At 69.6% G+C, this 22,002-nt stretch carries 22 protein-coding genes, 1 other RNA gene and 1 riboswitch; of the genes, 11 read left to right on the top strand and 12 right to left on the bottom strand.

All coding sequences use genetic code 11. The features are described from left to right. Positions 1–93: 93 nt before the first annotated feature. From LGM89_RS11375 to LGM89_RS11360, 4 genes are all read right to left on the bottom strand, one after another. Positions 94–555: an EVE domain-containing protein gene (locus LGM89_RS11375; RefSeq protein ID WP_089495441.1), complete on the bottom strand. Its 462-nt coding sequence runs from the start codon at positions 553–555 to the stop codon at positions 94–96. 71 nt (positions 556–626) lie between these two features. Next, a non-coding RNA gene (gene ssrS / locus LGM89_RS11370) (6S RNA) lies at positions 627–808 on the bottom strand. An 81-nt stretch (positions 809–889) separates the two neighbouring features. Beyond that, positions 890–1,204 (bottom strand): cell division protein ZapA, encoded by a 315-nt coding sequence (locus tag LGM89_RS11365; protein WP_011352906.1) that lies wholly within the window; start codon positions 1,202–1,204, stop codon positions 890–892. Further along, on the bottom strand, positions 1,201–1,551 hold the full coding sequence (locus tag LGM89_RS11360; RefSeq protein WP_089440812.1) for an ATPase: 351 nt from the start codon (positions 1,549–1,551) through the stop codon (positions 1,201–1,203). The genes LGM89_RS11365 and LGM89_RS11360 overlap by 4 nt, the downstream gene beginning before the upstream one ends. Positions 1,552–1,705: 154 nt before the next feature. Further along, a riboswitch (cobalamin riboswitch) is annotated at positions 1,706–1,957 on the top strand. A gap of 41 nt (positions 1,958–1,998) precedes the next feature. Between LGM89_RS11360 and LGM89_RS11355 the strand changes: the two genes are divergently transcribed. Genes LGM89_RS11355 through cobC form a run of 5 tightly spaced genes read left to right on the top strand, consistent with a single transcriptional unit; the run spans position 1,999 to position 6,369 of the window. Beyond that, positions 1,999–3,114 carry a FecCD family ABC transporter permease gene (locus tag LGM89_RS11355; protein WP_226273074.1) on the top strand — a complete coding sequence of 372 codons (1,116 nt, stop codon included), beginning with the start codon at positions 1,999–2,001 and terminating at the stop codon, positions 3,112–3,114. Continuing rightward, positions 3,111–3,926, top strand: a complete 816-nt coding sequence (locus LGM89_RS11350) for an ABC transporter ATP-binding protein (RefSeq protein ID WP_226207124.1) — start codon at positions 3,111–3,113, stop codon at positions 3,924–3,926. Before LGM89_RS11355 ends, LGM89_RS11350 begins: the two co-directional genes overlap by 4 nt. 52 nt (positions 3,927–3,978) lie before the next feature. Next, positions 3,979–5,034 (top strand): nicotinate-nucleotide--dimethylbenzimidazole phosphoribosyltransferase, encoded by a 1,056-nt coding sequence (gene cobT / locus LGM89_RS11345; protein WP_089495438.1) that lies wholly within the window; start codon positions 3,979–3,981, stop codon positions 5,032–5,034. Continuing rightward, a complete protein-coding gene (locus LGM89_RS11340) occupies positions 5,024–5,800 on the top strand; it encodes an adenosylcobinamide-GDP ribazoletransferase (protein ID WP_089495437.1) in 777 nt (258 codons plus the stop codon). Before cobT ends, LGM89_RS11340 begins: the two co-directional genes overlap by 11 nt. Further along, complete coding sequence (gene cobC / locus LGM89_RS11335) at positions 5,785–6,369, top strand: alpha-ribazole phosphatase (RefSeq protein WP_089495436.1); 585 nt, start codon at positions 5,785–5,787, stop codon at positions 6,367–6,369. The genes LGM89_RS11340 and cobC overlap by 16 nt, the downstream gene beginning before the upstream one ends. Before the next feature lie 89 nt (positions 6,370–6,458). Here the strand turns inward: cobC and LGM89_RS11330 are convergent, their stop codons facing one another. The 4 genes from LGM89_RS11330 to cobU are packed head-to-tail and all read right to left on the bottom strand — an operon-like array spanning position 6,459 to position 9,877. Further along, positions 6,459–7,376 (bottom strand): cobalamin-binding protein, encoded by a 918-nt coding sequence (locus LGM89_RS11330; RefSeq protein ID WP_089495435.1) that lies wholly within the window; start codon positions 7,374–7,376, stop codon positions 6,459–6,461. Next, entirely contained in the window at positions 7,373–8,392 is a 1,020-nt protein-coding gene (gene cobD, locus LGM89_RS11325; RefSeq protein WP_089495434.1) for a threonine-phosphate decarboxylase CobD, read from the bottom strand. Before cobD ends, LGM89_RS11330 begins: the two co-directional genes overlap by 4 nt. Beyond that, positions 8,385–9,329, bottom strand: coding sequence for an adenosylcobinamide-phosphate synthase CbiB (gene cbiB / locus LGM89_RS11320; protein ID WP_089495433.1), 945 nt, complete (start codon positions 9,327–9,329; stop codon positions 8,385–8,387). The genes cobD and cbiB overlap by 8 nt, the downstream gene beginning before the upstream one ends. Next, positions 9,323–9,877, bottom strand: a complete 555-nt coding sequence (gene cobU, locus LGM89_RS11315; RefSeq protein ID WP_089495432.1) for a bifunctional adenosylcobinamide kinase/adenosylcobinamide-phosphate guanylyltransferase — start codon at positions 9,875–9,877, stop codon at positions 9,323–9,325. The genes cbiB and cobU overlap by 7 nt, the downstream gene beginning before the upstream one ends. Before the next feature lie 74 nt (positions 9,878–9,951). Here cobU and LGM89_RS11310 point away from each other — a divergent pair, with 74 nt between their 5' ends. The 4 genes from LGM89_RS11310 to LGM89_RS11295 all read left to right on the top strand — a co-directional run bounded on the left by LGM89_RS11310 (position 9,952) and on the right by LGM89_RS11295 (position 13,044). Next, complete coding sequence (locus LGM89_RS11310; RefSeq protein ID WP_226273073.1) at positions 9,952–11,454, top strand: cobyric acid synthase; 1,503 nt, start codon at positions 9,952–9,954, stop codon at positions 11,452–11,454. Positions 11,455–11,536: 82 nt separating this feature from the next. Next, a complete protein-coding gene (locus LGM89_RS11305; RefSeq protein WP_174975942.1) occupies positions 11,537–11,677 on the top strand; it encodes a hypothetical protein in 141 nt (46 codons plus the stop codon). A gap of 149 nt (positions 11,678–11,826) precedes the next feature. Beyond that, a complete protein-coding gene (locus LGM89_RS11300) occupies positions 11,827–12,240 on the top strand; it encodes a DoxX family protein (protein ID WP_089495431.1) in 414 nt (137 codons plus the stop codon). 135 nt (positions 12,241–12,375) lie between these two features. Continuing rightward, a complete protein-coding gene (locus LGM89_RS11295) occupies positions 12,376–13,044 on the top strand; it encodes a ParA family protein (RefSeq protein WP_226273072.1) in 669 nt (222 codons plus the stop codon). Between the two features lie 133 nt (positions 13,045–13,177). Here LGM89_RS11295 and panD read toward each other — a convergent pair whose 3' ends face one another. The 4 genes from panD to LGM89_RS11275 form a co-directional block, all read right to left on the bottom strand. Beyond that, positions 13,178–13,564: an aspartate 1-decarboxylase gene (gene panD / locus LGM89_RS11290; protein WP_011352892.1), complete on the bottom strand. Its 387-nt coding sequence runs from the start codon at positions 13,562–13,564 to the stop codon at positions 13,178–13,180. Between the two features lie 42 nt (positions 13,565–13,606). Continuing rightward, positions 13,607–14,446 (bottom strand): pantoate--beta-alanine ligase, encoded by an 840-nt coding sequence (panC, locus tag LGM89_RS11285; protein ID WP_089431572.1) that lies wholly within the window; start codon positions 14,444–14,446, stop codon positions 13,607–13,609. A 265-nt stretch (positions 14,447–14,711) separates the two neighbouring features. Next, positions 14,712–15,584: a segregation and condensation protein A gene (locus LGM89_RS11280; protein ID WP_021164248.1), complete on the bottom strand. Its 873-nt coding sequence runs from the start codon at positions 15,582–15,584 to the stop codon at positions 14,712–14,714. A 4-nt stretch (positions 15,585–15,588) separates the two neighbouring features. Beyond that, positions 15,589–15,777, bottom strand: coding sequence for a DUF3460 family protein (locus tag LGM89_RS11275; RefSeq protein ID WP_011352889.1), 189 nt, complete (start codon positions 15,775–15,777; stop codon positions 15,589–15,591). Positions 15,778–16,031: 254 nt separating this feature from the next. Here LGM89_RS11275 and LGM89_RS11270 point away from each other — a divergent pair, with 254 nt between their 5' ends. Next, the gene (locus LGM89_RS11270; RefSeq protein ID WP_089495429.1) at positions 16,032–17,834 is read left to right on the top strand and encodes an autotransporter assembly complex protein TamA; all 1,803 of its coding nucleotides are present in this window, start codon (positions 16,032–16,034) and stop codon (positions 17,832–17,834) included. A gap of 28 nt (positions 17,835–17,862) precedes the next feature. Beyond that, positions 17,863–21,945, top strand: a complete 4,083-nt coding sequence (locus LGM89_RS11265; protein ID WP_226273071.1) for a translocation/assembly module TamB domain-containing protein — start codon at positions 17,863–17,865, stop codon at positions 21,943–21,945. Positions 21,946–22,002: the final 57 nt, after the last annotated feature.

The raw sequence follows: 22,002 nt of genomic DNA, 5'->3' as shown, positions 1-22,002 counted from the left end.
GATCGGCCGACAGCGGTTGCTTAGGCCGCGCGAACGTGCCGCGAGTTCCGTTGCGGCAGTGCATCCTGACCAGATTTGACCTTTGGCGTGCGCCTACTTCATCAGCTTTTCGGTGATGAAGCGCCATTCGGCGCGCGTGACCGGCGTGATCGACAGCCGGTTGCCGCGCGCGAGCACGCGCATGTCGGCGAGTTCGTCGTGTTCGCGCAGCGCCGCAAGCGGCACGAGCGGCGTCTTTTTCACGTAGCGCACGTCGACGAGCAGCCAGCGCGGTGCTTCCTGCGTCGACTTCGGGTCGTAATAGGGGCTTGTCGGATCGAACTGCGTGGGGTCGGGGTAGGGCGTCGACGACACTTCGGCGAGGCCCGCGATGCCCGGCTCGGGGCAGCTCGAGTGATAGAACAGCACGCCGTCGCCGATCTTCATCGTGTCGCGCATGAAATTGCGCGCCTGATAGTTGCGCACGCCGGTCCACGGCAGCGAGCGCTGCGGTGCGTTGGCGAGATCGTCGATGCTTGCTTCGTCCGGTTCGGACTTCATCAGCCAGTATTGCATGGATCGTGATCGACGCAGAAAGAGGCTGCTACAAAAGAAAACGGCACCGGGCTTCGCCCGATGCCGTTGGATAGGCCCCCGCCTTGGCCGCTAGGCCGGCATCCTGAACCTGAGGTTCAGAATTGGTCGCAGTTAGCAGCACTTCGGGTACATCAGACAGAGTGACGCGCGCGCCCGTGCTACAAATTTCCGCAACCGTGCACATGGCATTGGTTCAAGGAATATATGACCTTGGCGAACCAGGCAGGGAAGCTGACTGAACTGTGATTCGATGCGCCAATTTGACCACCGTTGATCGCCGAGATCAAGGGGAATCGACGCATCGATTGAAACGTTACTGCGTCTCGTGCTGTGCGAGCACCGCGCCGAGCTGTTCGTTCATCTGGTGCATTGTACGACGGATTTCCTCCGCGGGAAATGCTTCACCGTGCCGCACGCTCGTTTGCAGCCGCAGCAATTCGGACGCGAGCGACAGCGCCGCCATCACGGCGATGCGATCGGTGCCGCGTACCGAGCTGTTCGAGCGGATTTTCGACATTTCGGCGTCCACGCGCGCGACCGCTTCGAGCAATGCCGCTTCGGTCTCGGCCGAGCAGGCGAGCCGATAGGCCTGACCGAGAATCGAGACTTCGATCTGCTTGGTGCTCATGCATGTTCTCCATGGCTGGCCGCGTCATCGCCATCCGTACGCGCCTGCGCATCCAGCAGGTCGAGCTGGTTGTCGGCTTGCTCCGCATTTTTCGAGCGCGGCAGCTTTTCGAGAATCGCGTTCAGTTTCACCTGGGCGTCGTCGATCTTTGCCGACAGCGTGTCACGCTCGGCCGCAAGTGCATTGCGTTCATCGCGCAGTTGCGCGAGTTCCGCGCGGACAGCGTCCGCATCCGCGCGCAATTGCGCGACCTGCTCCTCGAGCGCGAGCCGTTCCGAGTGATAGCGCTTGTTCAGCGAAATCAGACGGCCAATATTTTGAGATAGGGTTTCGAGTTCGTTGAGCATTTGCTGCGTCCTCTAAAGACCCAGCATTTTAGCGCGGAATAACGCGCAATCCGACATCTGTAACGTTTCCAGTCGTAACACCCCTGCTTCTTGCCGCGAATCAGCGCGTCCCGTGCGTGTCCGGACGCTTCCTTGACGCTCGCGCGACCCGCTCCTAAACTGGCGCCGCCTCGGTGCTCGCGCGTGGAACGCGCGGTTAAACGGGAAGCAGGGCGCGGGCGCCGGAAGCCTGCCAACCTGCGCTGCCCCCGCAACGGTAAGCGGCCGCGTCTCGTGACGCAGGCCGGCTCGGGCGCGTTTCGCGTGCAGCTCCTGCATGCGGACGCGGGCCACTGCGCGTCATCGCGCGGGAAGGCGAGCCGGACCGCCGCCAGCCCGGATACCGGCCGAGACGGGGAGCCCGCACGGGCTTCGTGACGCGCGGCCTGCGGGGAGGCGGGGCGCGCAATGCTTCACGGAACCTTCTTCGATGCTGACCCCAATCGTCCGCGCGGCGCTCACGTCACGACCGGCCCGCTGCCGCAAGCGGGGGCGCGGTACGTCGTGTGCGGCGCCGTGCGCGGCATGAGCGCCGCGCGCGCCACCGCGATCTGGGCCGCGCTGGCGGCGGCGGTCGCGCTGCTGTTCGTCGCGTCGCTGTCGATCGGCAGCGTGCCGATGTCGCCATGGCAGGCGCTCGCGTCGCTCGTGCCGCATGGCGGCGACGCGCTGTTCGCCGATATCGTTCGCACGCTGCGCCTGCCGCGCGCGCTCGCCGGCTTCGCATGCGGCGCGCTGCTCGCGCTGGCCGGCGCACTGCTGCAGGTACTGTTGCGCAATCCGCTCGCGGAGCCGTACGTACTCGGCGTGTCGGGTGGCGCGGCCGGCTTCGCGCTCGTCGCGATGATCGCGGGCGGCGCGTGGTGGCTCGTCGATGCGTCGGCGTTCGCCGGCTCGATCGTGTCGGTCGCACTCGTGCTCGGTCTCGCGCGCCGCGAGCTGGGGCGCGGCGATTCGCGCGACGCATCGCCACGTTTGCTGCTCACGGGCGTCGTGATCGCGGCGGGGTGGGGCGCGATCGTCACGCTGCTGCTGTCGCTCGCGCCCGATGCACGGTTGCGCGGAATCATCTTTTGGCTGACCGGCGACCTGAACGGCGTGACCGCGCCGTGGTTCGCGTGGGGTGCGTTGTTGCTGGCCGCCTGCGTCGCGCTGCCGGCCGCGCCGCAACTGAACGTGCTGCTGCGCGGCGACGCGACCGCGCTCGCGCTCGGCGTGCCCGTTGCGCGCCTGCGCGTGCGGATCTATCTCGTCGCGTCGCTGGCCGCCGCGGCCGCGGTGACGACGGCCGGCACGATCGGCTTCGTCGGCCTCGTCGTGCCGCATGCGCTGCGGCTCGCCTTCGGCAACGACCAGCGCATGCTGCTGCCGGCCGCGATGCTCGCGGGCGGCGGCGGCGTGATGGCGGCCGACCTGCTCGCACGCACCGTGATTGCGCCCGCGCAACTGCCGGTCGGCGTGATGACCGCGCTGATCGGCGTGCCGGTGTTCCTGTGGATGTTGTTGAGGAAGCCGATGCGATGACGGGGGCCGCACTGCACGCCACGGCCGGCGACATGAACTACGCGGCCGTCGGCCTGACGCTGAAGGCCGGCGCGCGTACGCTGCTCGACGGCTTCACCCAGGTGTTTCGGCCCGGCGAGATCTGGTGCGTTGCCGGGCCGAACGGCGCGGGCAAGACGACGTTGCTCGCGACCCTCGCGGGGCTGCAGCCGCCGGCCGGCGGACACGTCGAGATCGACGGCCGGCCGCTTGCCGCATGGCCACCCGAGCAGCTCGCGCAGCGCCGCGCGCTGATGCCGCAGCAACTGCACGACGCATTCAGCGCGACCGTGTTCGACACGGTGCTGCTCAACCGCTTTCCGTATCTCGGCGGCTGGGGCTGGGAGCGCGATGGCGACCACGCGGCCGCGCGCGACGCGCTGGCGACATTCGACCTGACCGCGCTCGCGTCGCGCGACGTGCTGTCGCTGTCGGGCGGCGAGCGGCAGCGCGTCGCGCTGGCCGCGACGCTGTGCCAGGACGCGCCGTCGATGCTGCTCGACGAGCCGCTCGCGCATCTCGACCTGCATCACCAGATCGATTGCCTGACCGCGCTGGCCGCATGGGTCGACGCGGGCCCGCGCACGGTGCTGTTCTCGTGCCATGATCTCAATCTCGCGCGGCGTTTCGCGACGCATGCGCTGTTGCTCGACGGCCGCAGCCACGCGTGGGCCGGCCCCGTGCACGACGTGCTGACGCCCGAGCGCGCGAGCGACGCGTTCGGCTATCCGCTCGTGCTGATCCGCGAGAACGGCCGCGATGCGCTGCTGCCGGCGTGGCCCGAGCGACAATGACCTTTTCCTTTCCGATGCGCGGCGCACACCGCGCCAACGACACGGCTTTTCGATGACGACCCCGACCCCCTTCCCGCCCGCGATCGCGCCGCTCGACGAGGTGCTGCGCAAGCGCCTGCAGCACGTGATCGACCACAAGACCAAGCCGCCCGGCAGCCTCGGTCAGCTCGAGGCGGTCGCGTTGCAGATCGGCCTGATCCAGCATACCGAGCGGCCGGTCCTGCAGCGTCCCGTGATGATCGTGTTTGCCGGCGATCACGGGATTGCCGCCGAGGGCGTGAGTCCTTATCCGCAAGCGGTGACCGCGCAGATGGTCGCGAACTTCCTCGCCGGCGGCGCGGCGATCAACGCGTTTTCGGGCGTGGCGCAAAGCACGCTCGAGATCGTCGATGCGGGGGTTGCGTCGCCGCTGCCGCTGTCCGACCGGCTCGTGTCGCTGCCGGTCGCACGCGGGACGCGCAACTTCGCCGCAGAGCCGGCGATGACGCGCGACGAGGCGATGACGGCGCTCGCCGCCGGCGCGGCGCGCGTGCGCCTGCATGCGTCGCTCGGCACGAACGTGATCGGCTTCGGCGAGATGGGAATCGCGAACACGTCGTCGGCCGCGTGCCTGATGAGCCGCCTGCTCGGCGTGCCGATCGACGCGTGCGTCGGGCGCGGCACGGGCCTCGACGACCAGGGTCTCGCGCACAAGCGCGCGGTGCTCGGCCGTGCGCTCGTCAAGCACTCGCACGCGATCGCGCCGCTCGATGTGCTCGCGACGTTCGGCGGCTTCGAGATCGCGATGATGACGGGCGCGTATCTCGCGGCCGCGAGCGAGCGGATGACGATCCTCGTCGACGGCTTCATCGCGACGGCAGCGCTGCTGGTTGCCGAGCGCATTGCGCCCGGCGTGCGCGACTACTGCGTGTTCTCGCATACGTCGCACGAGGCCGGGCACCGGCGCATGCTCGAGCATTTCGGCGCGAAGCCGCTGCTCGCGCTGGACCTGCGGCTGGGCGAAGGCACCGGTGCCGCGCTCGCGCTGCCGCTCGTGCGGGCGGCCGCCGCCTTCCTCACGGAGATGGCGAGCTTCGAGTCCGCCGGCGTCGACAATCGTGACGCCTGATCGCGCGCGCGGCGTGCGGGCCGAACTGCGCTACTTCTTCGTCGCGCTCGGCTATTTCACGCGCGTGCCCGTGCCGCGCGCGATCGGCTACGCGGCCGGCGATCTCGACCAGGCCGCGCGCTATTTCCCGCTCGTCGGCGCATGCGTGGGCGTGTGGGGCGCGCTCGTGTATCTCGCTGCGCTGCGCGCGCTGCCGCCGTCGATCGCGGTCGGGTTGTCGATGGCCGCAACGCTGCTCGCCACGGGCGCCTTTCACGAGGACGGCCTGGCCGACAGCTGCGATGCGTTCGGCGGCGGCTATACGCGCGACGACGTGCTGCGCATCATGCATGACTCGCGGATCGGCACGTTCGGCGCGGTCGCGCTCGTGATCTCGCTCGGCGTGAAATGGCAGGCGCTCGCGTCCATGTTGCCGTTGCGTGCCGCGTGGACGATGATCGCCGCGCACGCGGCGAGCCGCGCCGCGGCGGTGAGCCTGCTGATGACGCTCGACTACGTGCGGCCCGAAGGCAAGGCGAAGCCGGTCGCGCAACGGATGGGTGCACGCGCGGCATGTGTCGCGGCGCTGTTCGGATTGCCCTGGCTGTTCTGGCCCGACTGGCGCATGGGTGTCGCCGCATGCGTTGCGCTCGTGCTCGTGCGCGCGTGGGCCGCCCGCTATTTCGTGAAGCGGATCGGCGGCTATACGGGCGACTGTCTTGGCTTCACGCAGCAACTGTGCGAACTGGCGATCTATCTCGTGGTGCTCGGATGGACGTCGTCCTGATTCGTCATCCGGCCGTCGGCATCGAGCCGGGCATCTGCTACGGACGCAGCGACGTGCCGCTCGCCACGCCGGCCGAGGCCGGGGCGAAGGCGGTGCGTACGCATCTGTCTGCTATCGGCGCGCCGCTTCCCGAACAGGTCTGGACGAGCCCGCTGACGCGCTGCGCGTCGGTGGCCGAACGGCTCGCGCAGGCATGCGACGTGCCGTTGCGGCGCGACGCGGACTGGCAGGAAATGGATTTCGGCGCGTGGGAAATGCGGCGCTGGGACGATATCGATCGCGCGGCGCTCGATGCGTGGGCGGCCGACCTGATGCATGCGTGCGCGCATGGCGGCGAAAGCGTTGCGCGGTTTGCCGCGCGGGTTGCGCGGCGAGCCGACGCAGTGGCGCAGTTCGACCGGCCGCAGTGGGTCGTCACGCATGCGGGCGTGATCCGCGCGTTTGCATCGCATGTGTTGCGCGTGCCGCTCGATACATTGCTGTCGCGATCCGTACCGACAGGGGGTGTCGTCTGGCTGCGCGCGGATGCTGCCGCGCGAACGTGGGACGTGATGCACTGGGACGAATAGGCGCGCTGGCCACTGCGTGTGAACGACGGAGCGCGCGGTCAATTCGTCTCGGGCATCTGGCACGCGATGACCGCGCAAGTCACCGGAAATCAGCGCACCGCCCGCCGCGCACGCGCGGCATCGAGAGCCTCACACAGCGCGGCCGCGCCCTGCGCGATCCGCGGCGCCGGCCGTGTCAGCAGATCGCCGTCGATCGCGAACAGGTTGTGGCGTGCCACGGCCGTCAGTGCGGGCCACGTGCGCCAGCGCGCCAGGCTCGGCAGTGGTTCGTCGGCGCGCGTCGTACCCGCACTCGTCGTCACGATCGCCTCCGGATTCGCCGCGAGCACGGCCTCGTCGGTGACGGTCGGCACGAGCGGCTTGAGCGATGCGAACACGTTGCGGCCGCCGCACAGCTCGATCACGTCGTTGATCAGGTGCGCACCGTTGAGCGTCATCAGCGGCCGATCCCAGACCTGGAAGAACATCGTGACAGGCGCTCGCGCAGCGTAACGCGTGCGTAGCGTCGCGATGTCGCGCGCATAGGCGGCCGCGGCCGCATCGGCAACCGGTTGCGTGCCGAGCAGTGTGCCGAGCCGGCGCAGCGACGACGCGACGTCGTCGAGATGCTTCGGTTCGCTGAAGAACAGCGGGATGTGCAGCGCGCGCAGCGCATCGGTCTGCCGCTCGGCATTGCCGTGCCGCCAGACGACGATCAGGTCGGGCTTCAGCGCGGCGATCCGCTCGAGATCGAGCGCCTTGTTGTCGCCGACGCGCGGTATCGCTTGCGCCGCGGGCGGATAGTCGCTGTACGTGACGGTGCCGACGAGCTTCGCGCCGCCGCCGGCCGCGTAGACGAGTTCGGTCGCGTGCGGCGCGAGACTGATCACGCGTTGCGCGGGCGCCGGCAGCGTGACGGTATTGCCGGCGTCGTCGCGTGTCGTGACATCGGCGTGGGCGCGTGGCGCGTAAGCGAACGCAGCCAATAGCGCGATTGGCGCGAGCCGCTGAAACGTGCATGAATTCATGCGGAGTCCCGTTGCAGCGTCGGCACGCAGTGCGCGAGCGCATCGCCGAGGCGCTGCCATTCCGTTTCGCTGCCCGGCAAGCCGACGCGTACGCTCGACGGGGTCGGGAAGTGCCGCGTCCAGACCCCGCGTGTCGCGAGTGCCGCATGCAGTGCCGCGGCGCGCGGGTCGTCGGTCCAGCTGAAGAGCGGCGTCGCGCGAACCGCGAAGCCGTGCGCGCGCAGCAAGGCGGCCAGCCGTTCGCCGTCGGCCGCGAGCCGTTCGCGGGCGGCGGCCTGCCATGCGCGGTCGGCGAACGCCGCGGCGACTGCATGGCGGGCAGGGCCGCCGACCGTCCAGGCGCCGAGCATGTCGCGCAGCGCGACGATCCGGTCAGGACAGGCGAGCACGAAGCCTGCGCGGATGCCGGCGAGCCCGAAGAACTTGCCGACCGAACGCAGCACGATGAGCCCGGGGCGATCGACGTGTGGCGCGAGCGACCGCGTCGCGCCCGTATCGGCGAATGCCTCGTCGACGATCAGCGTGCCGCCGCGCGCGGCCAGTTGCGCGTGCCAATCGAGCAGGCGCTCGGCCGACACGAACTCGGCGGTCGGATTATTCGGATTCCCGACGATGACGTGACGCAACGTCGCTGGCAGCGTATCCGTGTCGATGTCGAGCGCGACGACGCGATGGCCGTGGCGCGCGAAGGCGGGCGCGTATTCGCCGTATGCGAGCGCCGCGACGCCGGCGTCGCCGGTCGGCAGCAACGCGGGCAATGCGCGGATCGCGGCCTGGCTGCCGGCGACCGGCAGCACGTGTGCGGGATCGGGCGCGTGGTAGTACTGCGCGGCGCAGGCCGCGAGGCCGTCGCCGTCGTCGGGCAGCCGGCGCCACGCGTCGGCCGGGACGGGCGGCACCGGATAGCCGACCGGATTGATGCCGGTCGACAGGTCGAGCCACGCGTCGTACGGAATGCCGTGGCGGCGTGCAGCCTCATGCAGGTTGCCGCCGTGTGCGATGCGGGTGTCAGACATGATGGGTGGCCATGGCGAGTGCGCCGCTCGCGACCAGCAGCGCGAGCCACAGGGCGAGCGTGCGCGTGACGAGCGACAGCGCGGCGACGATGTGGACGGCGGTCGCCGTGGCGCCGGTGCCGAGCGCGGGACGATCCTCGATCTCGCCGTGATAGACGGCCGGGCCGCCGAGCTGCACGTTCAGGCTGCCGGCACCGGCGGCCATCACCGGGCCCGCGTTCGGGCTGTCCCAGTGGCGCGCCTGCGTGCGCCAGCAGCGCCACGCGGCGGCCGTGTCGCCGAGCAGCGCGTAGCTCGCGGCCGTGAGGCGCGCGGGAATCCAGTTCAGCGCGTCGTCGAGGCGCGCGGCGGCCCAGCCGAAGGTCAGGAAGCGCGGCGTGCGGTAGCCCCACATCGCGTCGAGCGTGTTCGCGAGCCGGAACAGCAGCGCGCCGGGGCCGCCTGCGACGACGAACCAGAACAGCGCGCCGAAGATCGCGTCGTTGCCGTTCTCGAGCGCGGATTCGACGGCCGCGCGCGACAGCGCGCCCTCGTCCGCGTCGCTCGTGTCGCGCGACACGATGCGCGCGGTCAGCGCGCGGGCGGCGCCGAGGTCATGCCGCAGCAACGCGGCAGCGATCGGCGCGACGTGGTCGGTGAGGCTTTTCGCGCCGAGCGCGAACCACAGCAGCGCGATATGCAGCGCGGCCGCGAGCGGCCACGGCAGCACGGTCGTGAGCCATGCCGCGATGGCGACCGGCGGCACGACCGCCGCGACCCATGCGGCGACGCCGATCACGCGGCCGCGCCGGCCCGTGTTCAGCGCGCCTTCGATGCGCGCGGCGAGGCGGCCGAACGCGACGAGCGGGTGCCAGCCGGCCGGTTCGCCGAGCGCGCGGTCGACGATCGCGGCCGCAACCGCGAACATCGCGACGACGGGCAGCGACAGCATCAGCATGACGGCGCTCCCGTCTTGAGGTCGAGCGGCAGCCCGGCGACGAGCAGCGTCACGCGTGTCGCGAGCGCGGCGACGCGCTGGTTCAGGCGCCCGAGTTCGTCGACGTAGCGGCGCGTGACCGATCCGAGCGGCACGACGCCGAGCCCGATTTCGTTACTGACGACGATCACCTTCGCGCGCGCGCCGCGCAACGCGTGCTCGAGCCGCTCGACCTGCGCCGCGTACTGCGCATCATCGAGCGGTTCACCTTCGGCGGGACACAGCAGGTTCGTGAGCCACAGCGTCAGGCAGTCGACGAGCAGGCACGCGTGCGGATCGTCGAGCCGTGCGAGCGTGCCGGCGAGATCGACGGGCGCGTCGGCGAAACCCCAGTCGGCCGGCCGGCGCGCGCGATGGTGCGCGATGCGCTCCGCGAACTCGGCATCGGCGGCGGTCGCGGTCGCGATGTAGGTGACGGGGAGGCCGCTGTCGGCGGCGAGCCGCTCGGCATGCGCGCTCTTGCCCGAGCGCGCGCCGCCGAGGACGAAGGTGAGGTCGTGCGGAATCATCGCGTGATTGTAACGGCGCGGGCAGGGCGGCGCGGGGGATAATGCGGCCTTTGCTTCGCGACGACCTTTACACGATGAATGCACCCGAGCCGCGGCCGCGCGGCACGCTGATGATCCAGGGCACGACGTCCGACGCGGGCAAGAGCACGCTGGTTGCCGGCCTGTGCCGGCTCGCCCGCCGCGCCGGCGCGCGCGTTGCGCCGTTCAAGCCGCAGAACATGGCGCTCAACAGCGCGGTGACGGCCGACGGCGGCGAGATCGGCCGCGCGCAGGCGCTGCAGGCGCTGGCCGCGGGCGTCGCGCCGCATACGGATTTCAACCCCGTGCTGCTGAAGCCGACGAGCGATCGCGGCGCCCAGGTGATCATTCACGGCAAGGCGCGCATGAACCTCAATGCGCGTGCGTATCACGACTACAAGCCGGTCGCGTTCGATGCGGTGCTCGAGTCGTACGCGCGCCTGCGCGCCGGCTACGACACGGTGATCGTCGAAGGCGCCGGCAGCCCGGCCGAGATCAACCTGCGCGACGGCGACATCGCGAACATGGGTTTTGCCGAACGCGTCGACTGCCCGGTCGTGCTGGTCGCCGACATCGACCGCGGCGGCGTGTTCGCGCATCTGGTCGGCACGCTCGCGTGCCTGTCGGACAGCGAGCGCGCGCGCGTGCGCGGCTTCGTGATCAATCGCTTCCGCGGCGATTTCAAGTTGCTCGAACCGGGGCTCGACTGGCTGCGCGCGCAAACGGGCAAGCCGGTGTTCGGCGTGCTGCCGTACCTGCACGGCCTGCTGCTCGACGCCGAGGACATGCTGCCCGCCCAGGCGCGCAGCGCCGCCGCACGGGGCGACGCCGGCGTGCTGCGCGTCGTCGTGCCGGCGCTGCCCCGCATCAGCAACCACACCGATTTCGATCCGCTGCGTGCGCATCCGCAGGTCGAATTCACGTATTGGAAGAGCGGCCCCGTGCCGGACGCCGACCTGTTGATCCTGCCCGGTTCGAAGAGCGTGCAGCGCGATCTCGCGTGGCTGCGCGACGCGGGCTGGGACACGCTGATCCGTCGCCACCTGCGCTACGGCGGCAAGGTGATCGGCATCTGCGGCGGGATGCAGATGCTCGGCCGCACGCTCGACGATCCGCTCGGCCTCGAAGGCGCGCCCGGCAGCGTGCCGGGGCTCGGGCTCCTCGATTTCGACACGACGCTGCAGCCCGACAAGACGCTGAAGAACGTGACGGGGCAGCTCGCGCTGCCGGGCGGGGCCGCGGTGCGCGGCTACGAGATCCACATGGGCGATACGCATGGGCCCGCGCTCGCGTCGCCCGCGCTGGCGCTGGCCGCCGACACCGCGCGGGACGGCACACGCCCCGACGGCGCGGTGTCCGACGACGGCCAGATCCTCGCGACCTACGTGCACGGGCTGTTCGACTCGCCCGACGCCTGCACGGCGCTGCTCGCGTGGGCCGGGCTCGACGGCGCGGAGCGCATCGACTATCCGGCGCTGCGCGAGGCATCGCTCGAACGGCTGGCCGACACGTTCGCGAACCATCTCGACCTCGACGCGCTGTACGCCGAGTTTCGTTGACGCGACGCCGGCCCATGCTCGCTTTTTCCGCCGGATCGCGTACAACACAGAAGGGCGGAGGTCCGCCTGGAGGAGTGCGACGATGAAGGCTCGATGGTGGTGGAGCGTGCTGCTCGCGGCGCTGCTGGGCGCGTCGGCGGTTGCGCACGCGTGCGATTCGTCCGCACCGGGCGGCAGCCAGTCCGGTTCCGGCGACGCCACACAAGGCAAGAGCGGTTACTGAAGCAGGCTGCGGGGCATGATCGGTCATGCCCCTTTTTACGCCTCTATTAACGCCTTATGGGAATCAGTTAAAGCGAATTGGCGTGTTTATCGGTCGAATTGATTCGAATAGAGTGCGATCCGTTCACACCACTCCCGAAGGAATTCGCCATGAACCCCAATCGCCTCAACGATTTCGCCGCGACCCTGCTGCGCGTCGCGCTCGGCGTGCTGTACCTCGCGCACGTCGCGCAGAAGGTGTTCGTCTTCACGCTGCCGGGCACCGCGCAGTTCTTTGCGTCGATCGGCCTGCCGGGTTGGCTCGCGTACCTGACGACGTTCGTCGAACTGGCCGGCGGCCTGGCGCTGCTCGCGGGCTTCCGCGTGCGCGTCGCCGCGCTCGTGCTGCTGCCGTTCATGCTCGGCGCGGTTGCCGCGCATCTGCCGAACGGCTGGAGCTTCGCGTCACCGCACGGCGGCTGGGAATATCCGGCGTTCTGGGCCGTCACGCTCGCCGTGCAGGCGCTGCTGGGCGGCGGCGCGTTCGCGCTCGGCGCACGGGAGGCCGCGGTTCAGCGTGCGTAACGGGGAAGTAACCCACACGGCGCGGCGCAACCCGTTCCGGTGACACCCCGTTTGCCGATATCATCGCTCCCTGTATCCGCAATCGAGCGGCGCTTGCCAGGCGGTGGGCGCCGCGCGGCTTTTTCGGGGGAATTCATGACGGTGATCGTGGTGGCGAATCCGAAGGGCGGCGTGGGGAAGAGCACGCTGTCCACCAATCTTGCCGGCTATTTCGCGGCGCAGGGCGCGTGGGTCGCGCTCGCCGACCTGGACCGGCAGCAGTCCGCGCATGCGTGGCTCGACCTGCGGCCGGCCGGATTGCCGCCGATCGAGGCGTGGGATCTCGACCCGGACGCGCCGACGAAGCCGCCGCGCGGCCTCGAGTACGCGGTGATCGATACGCCGGCCGGCCTGCACGGCAACCGGCTCAACGTCGCGCTGCAACTGGCCGACAAGGTGATCGTACCGCTGCAGCCGTCGATGTTCGATATCCTGGCCACGCAGCAGTTTCTGGAGCGCCTCGCCGACGAGAAGGCCGTGCGCAAGGGCAACGTCGAGGTCGGGATCGTCGGGATGCGGGTCGATGCGCGCACGCGCTCGTCCGACCAGCTTCATCGCTTCGTCGAAGGGCTCGGCCTGCCGGTGCTCGGCTACCTGCGCGACACGCAGAACTACGTGCAGATCGCCGCGCACGGGCTGACGCTGTGGGACGTTGCGAAGAGCCGCGTCGAGAAGGATCTCGAGCAGTGGCGGCCGATCGTCGAATGGGCCGAACGCCGGGCGCCGAAGGCAGGGAAGACGGAGAGGGCTGCCAAGGCGTCCTGATCGCGCGGCCGCTGCCGGGCGGCGCGCGATGAAATGAGAAAGGGCCGGATGCCGTCGAGTACGGCATCCGGCCCTTCGACCACAAGCGGGCCCGCCGCGCCCGCGCGCCATGGCACGCGGGCAGGTGGCCGGGTCAGGTCCAGTTCTGCGTCGGCACGTGATCGCGGTGGCCCTTGATCTTGTTGCCGTCGTCCATGAACACGAGCTTCGGCTTCCAGCCGGCCTGCAGCTCGGCTTCGTCGACCATCGCGAAGGCCGCGATGATCACGAGGTCGCCGAGTTGCGCGCGACGCGCGGCCGAGCCGTTCAGCGAGATCATCCCGCTGCCGCGCTCACCCTTGATCGCGTACGTCGAGAAGCGCTCGCCGTTGTTGATGTTCCAGATGTCGATCCGTTCGTTCTCGATGATGCCCGAGGCTTCGAGCAGGTCTTCGTCGATCGCGCACGAGCCTTCGTAGTGCAGCTCGCAGTGCGTGACGGCCGCACGGTGGATCTTCGATTTGAGCATGTGGCGCTGCATGGTGTCTCCGTGATGCGTGAGAGGCGAGGGCGGGGCGGCCCGTCAGATTTCCAGGTTGTCGATGAGGCGCGTCGCGCCGAGCTTCGCGGCGGCGACGACGACGAGCGGTTCGCCGGCTTCGAGCTGGGCCGCGTCCGGCGCGATCAGGTTCGCTCGGCGGCGGATCGAGATGTAGTCGGGCGCCCAGCCGCGGCCGGCCAAATGCGTGCGGGCCAGTTCCTCGAGCTTGCCGAGGTCGCGCTCGCCGCCGAGCACGCTTTCGCGGATGCGCTGCAGCGTCTTCGCGAGTTCGGGCGCCTCGCCGCGCTCGTCGGCCGACAGGTAGCGATTGCGCGACGACAGAGCGAGGCCGTCCTCGTCGCGCACGGTTTCGGCGGCGATGATGTCGACCGGCAGCGCGAGCTGCTGGCACATGCGGCGCACGATCATCAGCTGCTGGTAGTCCTTCTTGCCGAACACGGCGACGCGCGGCTGCACGCAGGCCATCAGCTTCGCCACGACCGTGCACACGCCGGTGAAGAAGCCGGGCCGGAATTCCCCTTCGAGGATCCCGCCGAGATCGTCCGGCGGCAGCACGCGGTATTCCTGCGGTTCCGGGTACATGTCGCGCTCGGTCGGCGCGAACAGCACGTAGACGTTTTCCTTCTGCAGCTTCTCGATATCGTCCTGCAGCGTGCGCGGATACTTGTCGAAATCCTCGTTCGGGCCGAATTGCAGCCGGTTGACGAAGATGCTCGCCACGACCGGATCGCCGTGCTGGCGCGCGAGGCGCATCAGCGACAGGTGCCCTTCGTGCAGGTTGCCCATCGTCGGCACGAACGCCGTGCGGTTCTGTCCGCGCAGCTGGTCGCGCAGTTCATGGATCGAGCTGATGACTTTCATGATCGGGTAGCGGGTTCCTCGCGCTGGCGCGCGTTGGCGCCGCAGCAGCGGCGTCGGGGTCGAAGCGGAGAACGCCGGCGCGCGGGCGGCGCATCGGGCGTCGGCGGATTGTAGAGGATTTGGCCGCCAAACGCATCGAAAAAAGAACGGTCGTTCACTTTTTAATCGGGCGTGCCGGCAACCCCGCGCGCGGCCGCGCTGGACTGCGGCGTAGCGGCGAGCGTGCCGGGATGAAGCGGGAGAGCGGGAAGGGCGGGCGCGGGTGTTACGCGGGCAGGTACGCGAGACGCACGTAGATCGGCGCGAACGGCTCGGCCTGCGTGATTTCGAGGAGCGACTCGCGCGCGAGTTCGAGCATCGCGATGAAATTCACGACGACGACCGGCACGCCGCGCGACGTGTCGAACAGCTCGGCGAACTCCATGAAGCGCGCGTTCTGCAGCCGGCGCAGGATCAGACTCATGTGCTCGCGCACCGACAGCTCCTCGCGCGAGATCTTGTGGTGCTGGACGAGCTTCGCGCGCTTGAGCACGTCGGCCCATGCGGCGCGCAGGTCGTCCGAATTCACGTCGGGGAAGCGCGGCGTGACGCTCTGCTCGATGTAGACCTCGGCGCGCAGGAAGTCGCGGCCGAGCTGCGGCAGCTGGTCGAGCCGCTGCGCGGCGAGCTTCATCTGCTCGTATTCGAGCAGGCGGCGCACGAGTTCGGCGCGCGGATCCTCGGCTTCCTCGCCGGTGTCGGCCTTCTTGACCGGCAGCAGCATCCGCGACTTGATCTCGATCAGCATCGCGGCCATCAGCAGGTACTCGGCCGCCAGCTCGAGGTTCGACGTGCGGATCTGGTCGACGTAGCCCAGGTATTGCGCGGTGACCTGCGCCATCGGGATGTCGAGCACGTTGAAGTTCTGCTTGCGGATCAGGTAGAGCAGCAGGTCGAGAGGGCCTTCGAAGGTCTCGAGGAAGACCTCGAGCGCATCGGGCGGGATGTAGAGATCCTGCGGCAGCTTGAAGAGCGGCTCGCCGTACAGGCGAGCGAATGCCGCGACACCGTCGACCGTGTCGGGCGTCGAATCGGCGCCCGCGGGCGCGGCGATCGCGTCGTCCTGCCGGGCGGCGCTGGCCTCGTCGGCGGCGCTCACGTCGTCAGAAGTTCTGGTAGTAGACGTACGACGTTTGCTTCACGCGCGATTCCTGCTGCTCGGCGCGCTCTTCGAGGTCGATCGGCTGCTTGTCCCACAGCAGGGAACGGCCCTTGCGCTGCTCGTCCTCGAGCGTCGGCTTCTGCTGCTTGAGCTGGTTCAGGAACTGCGTGACATCGGACTGGTACGGCATGGCTGGATTTTCCGTTTCGGGCGGCGCACGATGCGCCGGATTCACGATGGCGGGATTTTACCGCATCGCGGGAACGGCCGGCGTCAATCGCGCGTCGAATCCGCGGGCCGGCAGATGGCGGGCGCCCGGAAGCGCACCGTCACGCAGGGCGCTGCGGTCCAGGCGGTTTACAAACATTAAGCTTTGGTGCCGGCACCCTGTGGTCAAATACAGGGTTTTCCACAAAACCGTGATAACCGAGGGCGAGGTCATATTTGGCGGGGCAGTCGAACCAGCAAGCACACACGGCACATGACGCGGTCCCGCGCGTGGAACGCAATCGCGCCCGCGCCGCGCGGGTGGCCCTTGCGGGTTGCCTTGCCGCATGCTTCGCGCTGCCGGCCCACGCGAAGTACGACGTCGACATCGACGCGCCGCGCTCGGTTCGCAAACTGCTCAAGTCGCATCTCGACATCGCGCGCTTCGCGAAGCGCGACGACATCAGCGACGACCAGTTCGACTTCCTCGTGACCGCCACGCCGCAGCAGGTGCGCGACCTGACCGCGACGGCCGGCTATTTCTCGCCGGTCGTGCGCACCGACGTGCGCACGCGCGACGGCAAGCGCGACGTGCGCATCGCGGTCGATCCCGGGAAGCAGACGATCGTGTCGAGCGTCGAGCTGACGTTCAAGGGGCCCATCGACACCGAGGATCCGAAGCAGGAAGCCGCGACCCGCTTCGCGTTCTCGCTGAAGCCGGGCGATCCGTTCACTCAGTCCGACTGGGACGGCGCGAAGGGCGCGGCGCTCAGGCAACTGCAGTCGCACCGCTATCTCGGCGGGAAGATCGCGTCGTCCGAAGCGCGCATCGACCCGCGCACGCAGCGCGCGATGCTCGCGGTCACGTTCGACAGCGGCCCGACGTTCACGATAGGCAAGGTCGACGTCGACGGCGTGCGGCGCTATCCGGAAAAGATCGTCACGAACGTCAATCCGCTGTCGGAAGGCGAGATCTACGACGTGCAGCGGATCACCGAACTGCAGCGGCAGTTGCAGAACACGCCGTATTACGCGAGTGTCGCAATCGATGTCGGCGACGATACGGCGAAGCCCGAGCGTACGCCCGTGCACGTGAAGGTCAGCGAGTTTCCGTACAACAACATCCGCGGCGGCGTCGGTTTTGCCACCGATACCGGGCCGCACGTGCAGGGTTCCTACACGTATCTCGACACGTTCGGCGCCGCGTGGCCGCTGACCGTGTCGGGCCGGCTCGACCAGATCCAGCAATACGGGCAGGTCCAGCTGTCGATGCCGCCGGGCGAGAAGGGCTGGACCAACAGCGTGCTCGCGTCGTACACGAACACCAACGTGTCGGACACGCGCATCTACAGCGCGCGGGTCGGCGCGCAGCGCACGCGCACCGGCCAGTTCATCGACTATTCGTATTCGCTGATGTACTACCAGGACCGGCTCGACCAGAACGGCGCCGGGCCGACCACGAGCCGCGCGCTCGTGCCGCAATGGGCGTGGACGCGCCGCAACGTCGACGATCCGCTGTTTCCGCGTTCGGGCAACCTGATCCACGCGGAGGCCGGCTTCGCGGTCAAGGGCGTGCTGACCGACCAGTCCTTCATCCGCGGCTACGCGCGCGGCCAGCAGTACCTGCCGATCGGCAAGCGCGACCTGTTCGTGTTCCGTGCGGAGCTCGGCGGCGTGTTCACGAGCGGCAGCTCGACCGGCGTGCCGGCGTCGCTGCTGTTCCGCGCGGGCGGCTCGAACTCGGTGCGCGGCTACGGCTACCAGAGCATCGGTAACAGCGTCGACGGTTCCGTGCTGCCGACCAAGTACCTGATGACGGGCACCGCCGAATACCAGCACTGGTTCAACCGCGACTGGGGCGCCGCGACGTTCTTCGACATCGGCACCGCCACCGATGCGTGGGGCGAGCGCGTGTTCTACCCGGGTGTCGGCATCGGCGCGCGCTGGCGCAGCCCCGTCGGCCCGATCAACGTCGACGTCGCGTACGGGTTGCGCAACCATAGCGTGCGCCCGTACCTGACGCTCGGCATCGCTTTCTGACCGTACCGCTTCACCGACGACGAACCGCATGACGAAGGACCCGAACGACACGCCGCCGCCTCACGATCCGGACTCGCCCGACGGCGCGCCCGACGCGCCGCCGCGCGCGCCGCGCCGCGGGCCTGTCGCGCGGATCGGGCGGTTCGTCGCGTGGACGCTTGTCACGGTCGTGCTGCTCGTCGTGCTGGCGGTCGGCCTCGTGCTGGCCGCGGCGACGACCGAGCACGGCACGCGGCTCGCGTGGCAGGTGGCTGGCCGCGTGCTCGGCGCGCGGCTCGCGGGCACGCTCGACGGCGGCTCGCTTGCGACCGGCGTGCGGTTGCGCGGCTTCGCGTGGACGAGCCCCGACGGCACCGGCACCGAAATCCGCATCGACCGGCTCGACGGCCGCTGGGCCCTGACCCGCGCGCCGTGGCGGCTGTCCATCGCGTACCTTCGCGCCGGCACGATCGACGTGCGGATCGCGCCGGGGCCGTCGACGCCGAGTACGACGCCGCAGGACCTCAGCCTGCCGCTGCAGTTGCGGATCGACGATCTGCGCGTCGATCATCTCGCGATCCACGACGGCGGCTCGACGACGCAGCTCGACCATATCGCGCTGAACGGCCGCAGCGACGGCCGTCACCATGAACTCGTGCTCGCGGGCATCGATACGCCGTACGGCGCGCTGACCGCGCGCGCGAAGCTCGACGGCGTGAAGCCGTTCGCGCTGACGGGTGACGCCACCTATGCGGGCAAGCTGTCCGACGAGCCGGTCGACGCGCGTGCGCGCGTGTCGGGCTCGCTCGAGGCGCTCATCGCCGAAGTCGACGCAAGCGGGATGAAGCTGAACGGGCGCGCGCACGTCGAGGCCGCGCCGTTCGGGGCGGTGCCGCTCACGCGCGCATCGCTCGCGTTCGATCACGTGAACCCGCAGGCGCTCGCGCCCGGCGCGCCGGCCGCCGATCTCGCGGTGCGCGCGGAACTCGCGCCGGTGACCGCGCCGGCCGGGGCCGAGCCCGCGAAGGGTTTCGCGGTGACCGGCCCGGTGTCGATCGTCAACGCGAAGCCCGGTACGCTCGGCGAGCATTTGCTGCCGGTGATCGACGCGCACGCGAACGTGCATCTCGACGCGCACGCGCAGCGGATCGACGATCTTGCGCTGAAGCTGATTCGCGACGGCAGCGTGACAGGCAACGGCACGCTGACGGGCGGCAAGGGCCGCTTCGACCTGAAGGTCGCGAACCTCGACCTGAATGCGTTCGTCGCCGAGCTGCGGCCGATGCGCCTCGCCGGCCCGCTCGGCGTGACGCTCGCGGGCGATGTCACGACCGTCGACTTCAACCTGAACGATCCGAAGCTCGCGCTCGGCGCCCGCGCGAAGGTTGCGCTGACGCCGCAGCAGACCGTGCTGACCGACGCGCGCGTGACGGCGGGCAAGGGCCGGATCGACCTGACGGGTGTGTTCCGCCACGATGTGCATTCGAGCTATGACGCGAAGGCGACGCTGACCGCATTCGACCCGCTGCTGCTCGCCGCGATGAGCGCGCCGAAGGCGGGGGGCGGCAAGGCGCCCGCCAAGGCCACGAAAGCGCCTGCCCCGCGCGGCGAGACGCGCGTGTCGGGCACGCTGACGGCGTCGGGCGCATTCGCGCCGCAGGTATCGACGACGGCGACCTTCAAGCTCGGCGACAGCCTGTACGACGGCGTGCCGCTGACCGGCGCGGGCGTCGTGCAGCTGGCCGGCTCGCGCATCTTGCCGAGCAACGCGAACCTGTCGATCGCGGGCAACCACGTCGACCTGCGCGGCAGCTTCGGCGCGCCCGGCGACCGGCTGCGCTTCGTCGTCGACGCGCCGCAGCTCGACCGGCTCGGCTTCGGCGTGCAAGGGCTCGTGCAGGCGCAGGGCGACCTGACCGGCAGCTTCGCGCACCCGAACGTGACGGCCACCTACAAGGCCGAGCACGTCGTCGTCGGCTCGAACCGGATCGGTGCCGCGCAGGGCCGCGCGGACATCCGCGACGGCGCGCACGGCGCGCTCGTATTCACGGCCGATGCGTCCGACCTCGCGCTCGGCTCGCTGAAGCTGAAATCGCTGCGCGCGAACCTCGACGGCACGCGCGCGAAGCACACGCTCGACGCGTCGGCGCTCGGGGCGGCTGGCGGCCGCGTGATCGACGTGACGCTCGCGGCGAATGGCGGCGTGGTCGAGAACCGCGACGGGATGCGCTGGGACGGCACCGTCACGCGTCTTGCCAACCGCGGCACACCGGCCATCGCGCTGCAGTCGCCGCTGACCGTGTCGGCCGGCGCCGGCCGTGTGACGCTCGGCGCGACGCGGCTCACGCTCGAAGGCGCGGCGATCGACCTGAAGTCGTTCGTGTTCGATCACGGCCAGATGCGCTCGGCGGGCTCGGTGACCGGTGCGTCGGTCGCGCGTTTCCTCGAGGTCCGCCAGGAACTGACGGGCCAGCGGCCGCCGGTGCGCACCGACGTCGTGCTCGATGCCGACTGGGATTTCTCGCTCGGCGCGAACGCGACAGGCTACGTTCAGGTGAAGCGCCGCGGCGGCGACGTGACGATCGAAAGCGGGCGCGGCATCGCCTCGCTGGGGCTGACCGACCTGTCCGCGCGCGCGAGCTTCACGCCCGGCAACCGGCTCAACGTGACGGCGCTCGCGAAGGCGAGCCGGATCGGCACGCTCGACGCGAACGTCACCGTGCCGTTCGCGCTGCGCGACGGGATGTTCGGCGTGGTCGACGACGGCCCGCTGTCGGGTCGCATCGACGCCGACATCCCGGCGCTGAAGACGACCGGCAACCTGTTCGGGCCGAGCTACCTGCTCGGTGGGCGCGCGGCGCTGAAGCTGACGGTCGCCGGCACGCCGGTGAAGCCGAACCTGTCGGGAATGCTGACGGGTGACGACCTGTCCGCGACGCTCATCGACCAGGGCGTGCAGTTGAAGGACGGCATCGTGCGCGTCAAGCTGTCGGAAAACCTCGTCGAATTCCAGCAGGTCGAGTTCCACGGCGGCGACGGTACGCTGCGCATGCTCGGCCGCGTGCGCCTCGACGGCGAGGCGCCCGACCTGACCGCGAGCATCGTCGCGGACAAGCTCGAGCTGTTCGCGGCGCCGGACCGCAAGCTGTCGCTGTCGGGCAAGGCGACGGTCGCGAACGACGGACCGCGCGGCGCGCTGTCGATCGACGGCAAGTTCGTCGTCGACCGCGCATTGTTCGACCTGCCCGAGGAATCGGCCCCGCACCTGTCGGACGATGTCGTGATCGTGCAGCCGGGCGGCACGGTGCGCGGCGAGACGCCGACCGGCACCGCGGTCGCGAAGCCGAAGCCGGCCGAGGACAAGCCGGCGCCGTCGCTCGCGCCGCGCGCGAATGTCGACATCGGCCTTGGCAACAACTTCCGCTTCAAGGGCCACGGAGCGGATCTCGGGCTACGCGGCACGATCACCGTGATGAGCGCGCCGGGCGTGCCGCTGCGCGCGGTCGGCAACGTGCGCGTGACCGAAGGATCGACGTACACGTCGTTCGGCCGCAAGCTCGCGATCGAGAATGGCTTCTTCACGTTCAACGGCCCCGTGTCGAACCCGGGCGTCAACATCCTTGCGATGCGGCGCAACCAGGAAGTCGAGGCCGGCGTGCAGGTCACGGGCACGATCCAGTCGCTGACGGTCAAGCTCGTGTCGGAGCCGAACGTCACGGACAACGAAAAGCTGTCGTGGCTGCTGTTCGGCCACGGCACCGACCAGGGCAACAACGTCGGCCAGCAGGGGGCGATGACGGCGGCGCTCGGGCTGCTCGGCAGCGTGACCGGCAAGCGCGTCGCGCAGACCTTCGGTCTCGACGAGGTCTCGGTCGGCCGCAGTGAAGTCGGCCTGACCGATCCGCAGGTCGTGCTGGTGTCGAAGGCGATCAACGAGCGCTTCGTGCTCGGCTTCGAGCAGGGGCTGCAATCGGCGGCGAACGCGTTCAAGGCGACGATCAACCTGACGCGTTTCTGGTCGGTATCCGCGTACGGCGGCACGTTCCAGGGCGTCGACCTGAACTACACGCGGCGTTTTGATCGCTGGTTCAGCAGCGACGGCGCGCGCGGGCGGCGCGCCGAGCAGCCATGAAAAAAGCCCCGCACATCGTGCGGGGCTTCGTTTTTGCGCAAGCGGCAGCGCGTTCGG

The sequence above is a fragment of the Burkholderia sp. AU31624 genome, assembly GCF_020420065.1.
Lineage (GTDB): Bacteria > Pseudomonadota > Gammaproteobacteria > Burkholderiales > Burkholderiaceae > Burkholderia.
This window is presented reverse-complemented; position numbering and strand designations above follow the sequence as displayed.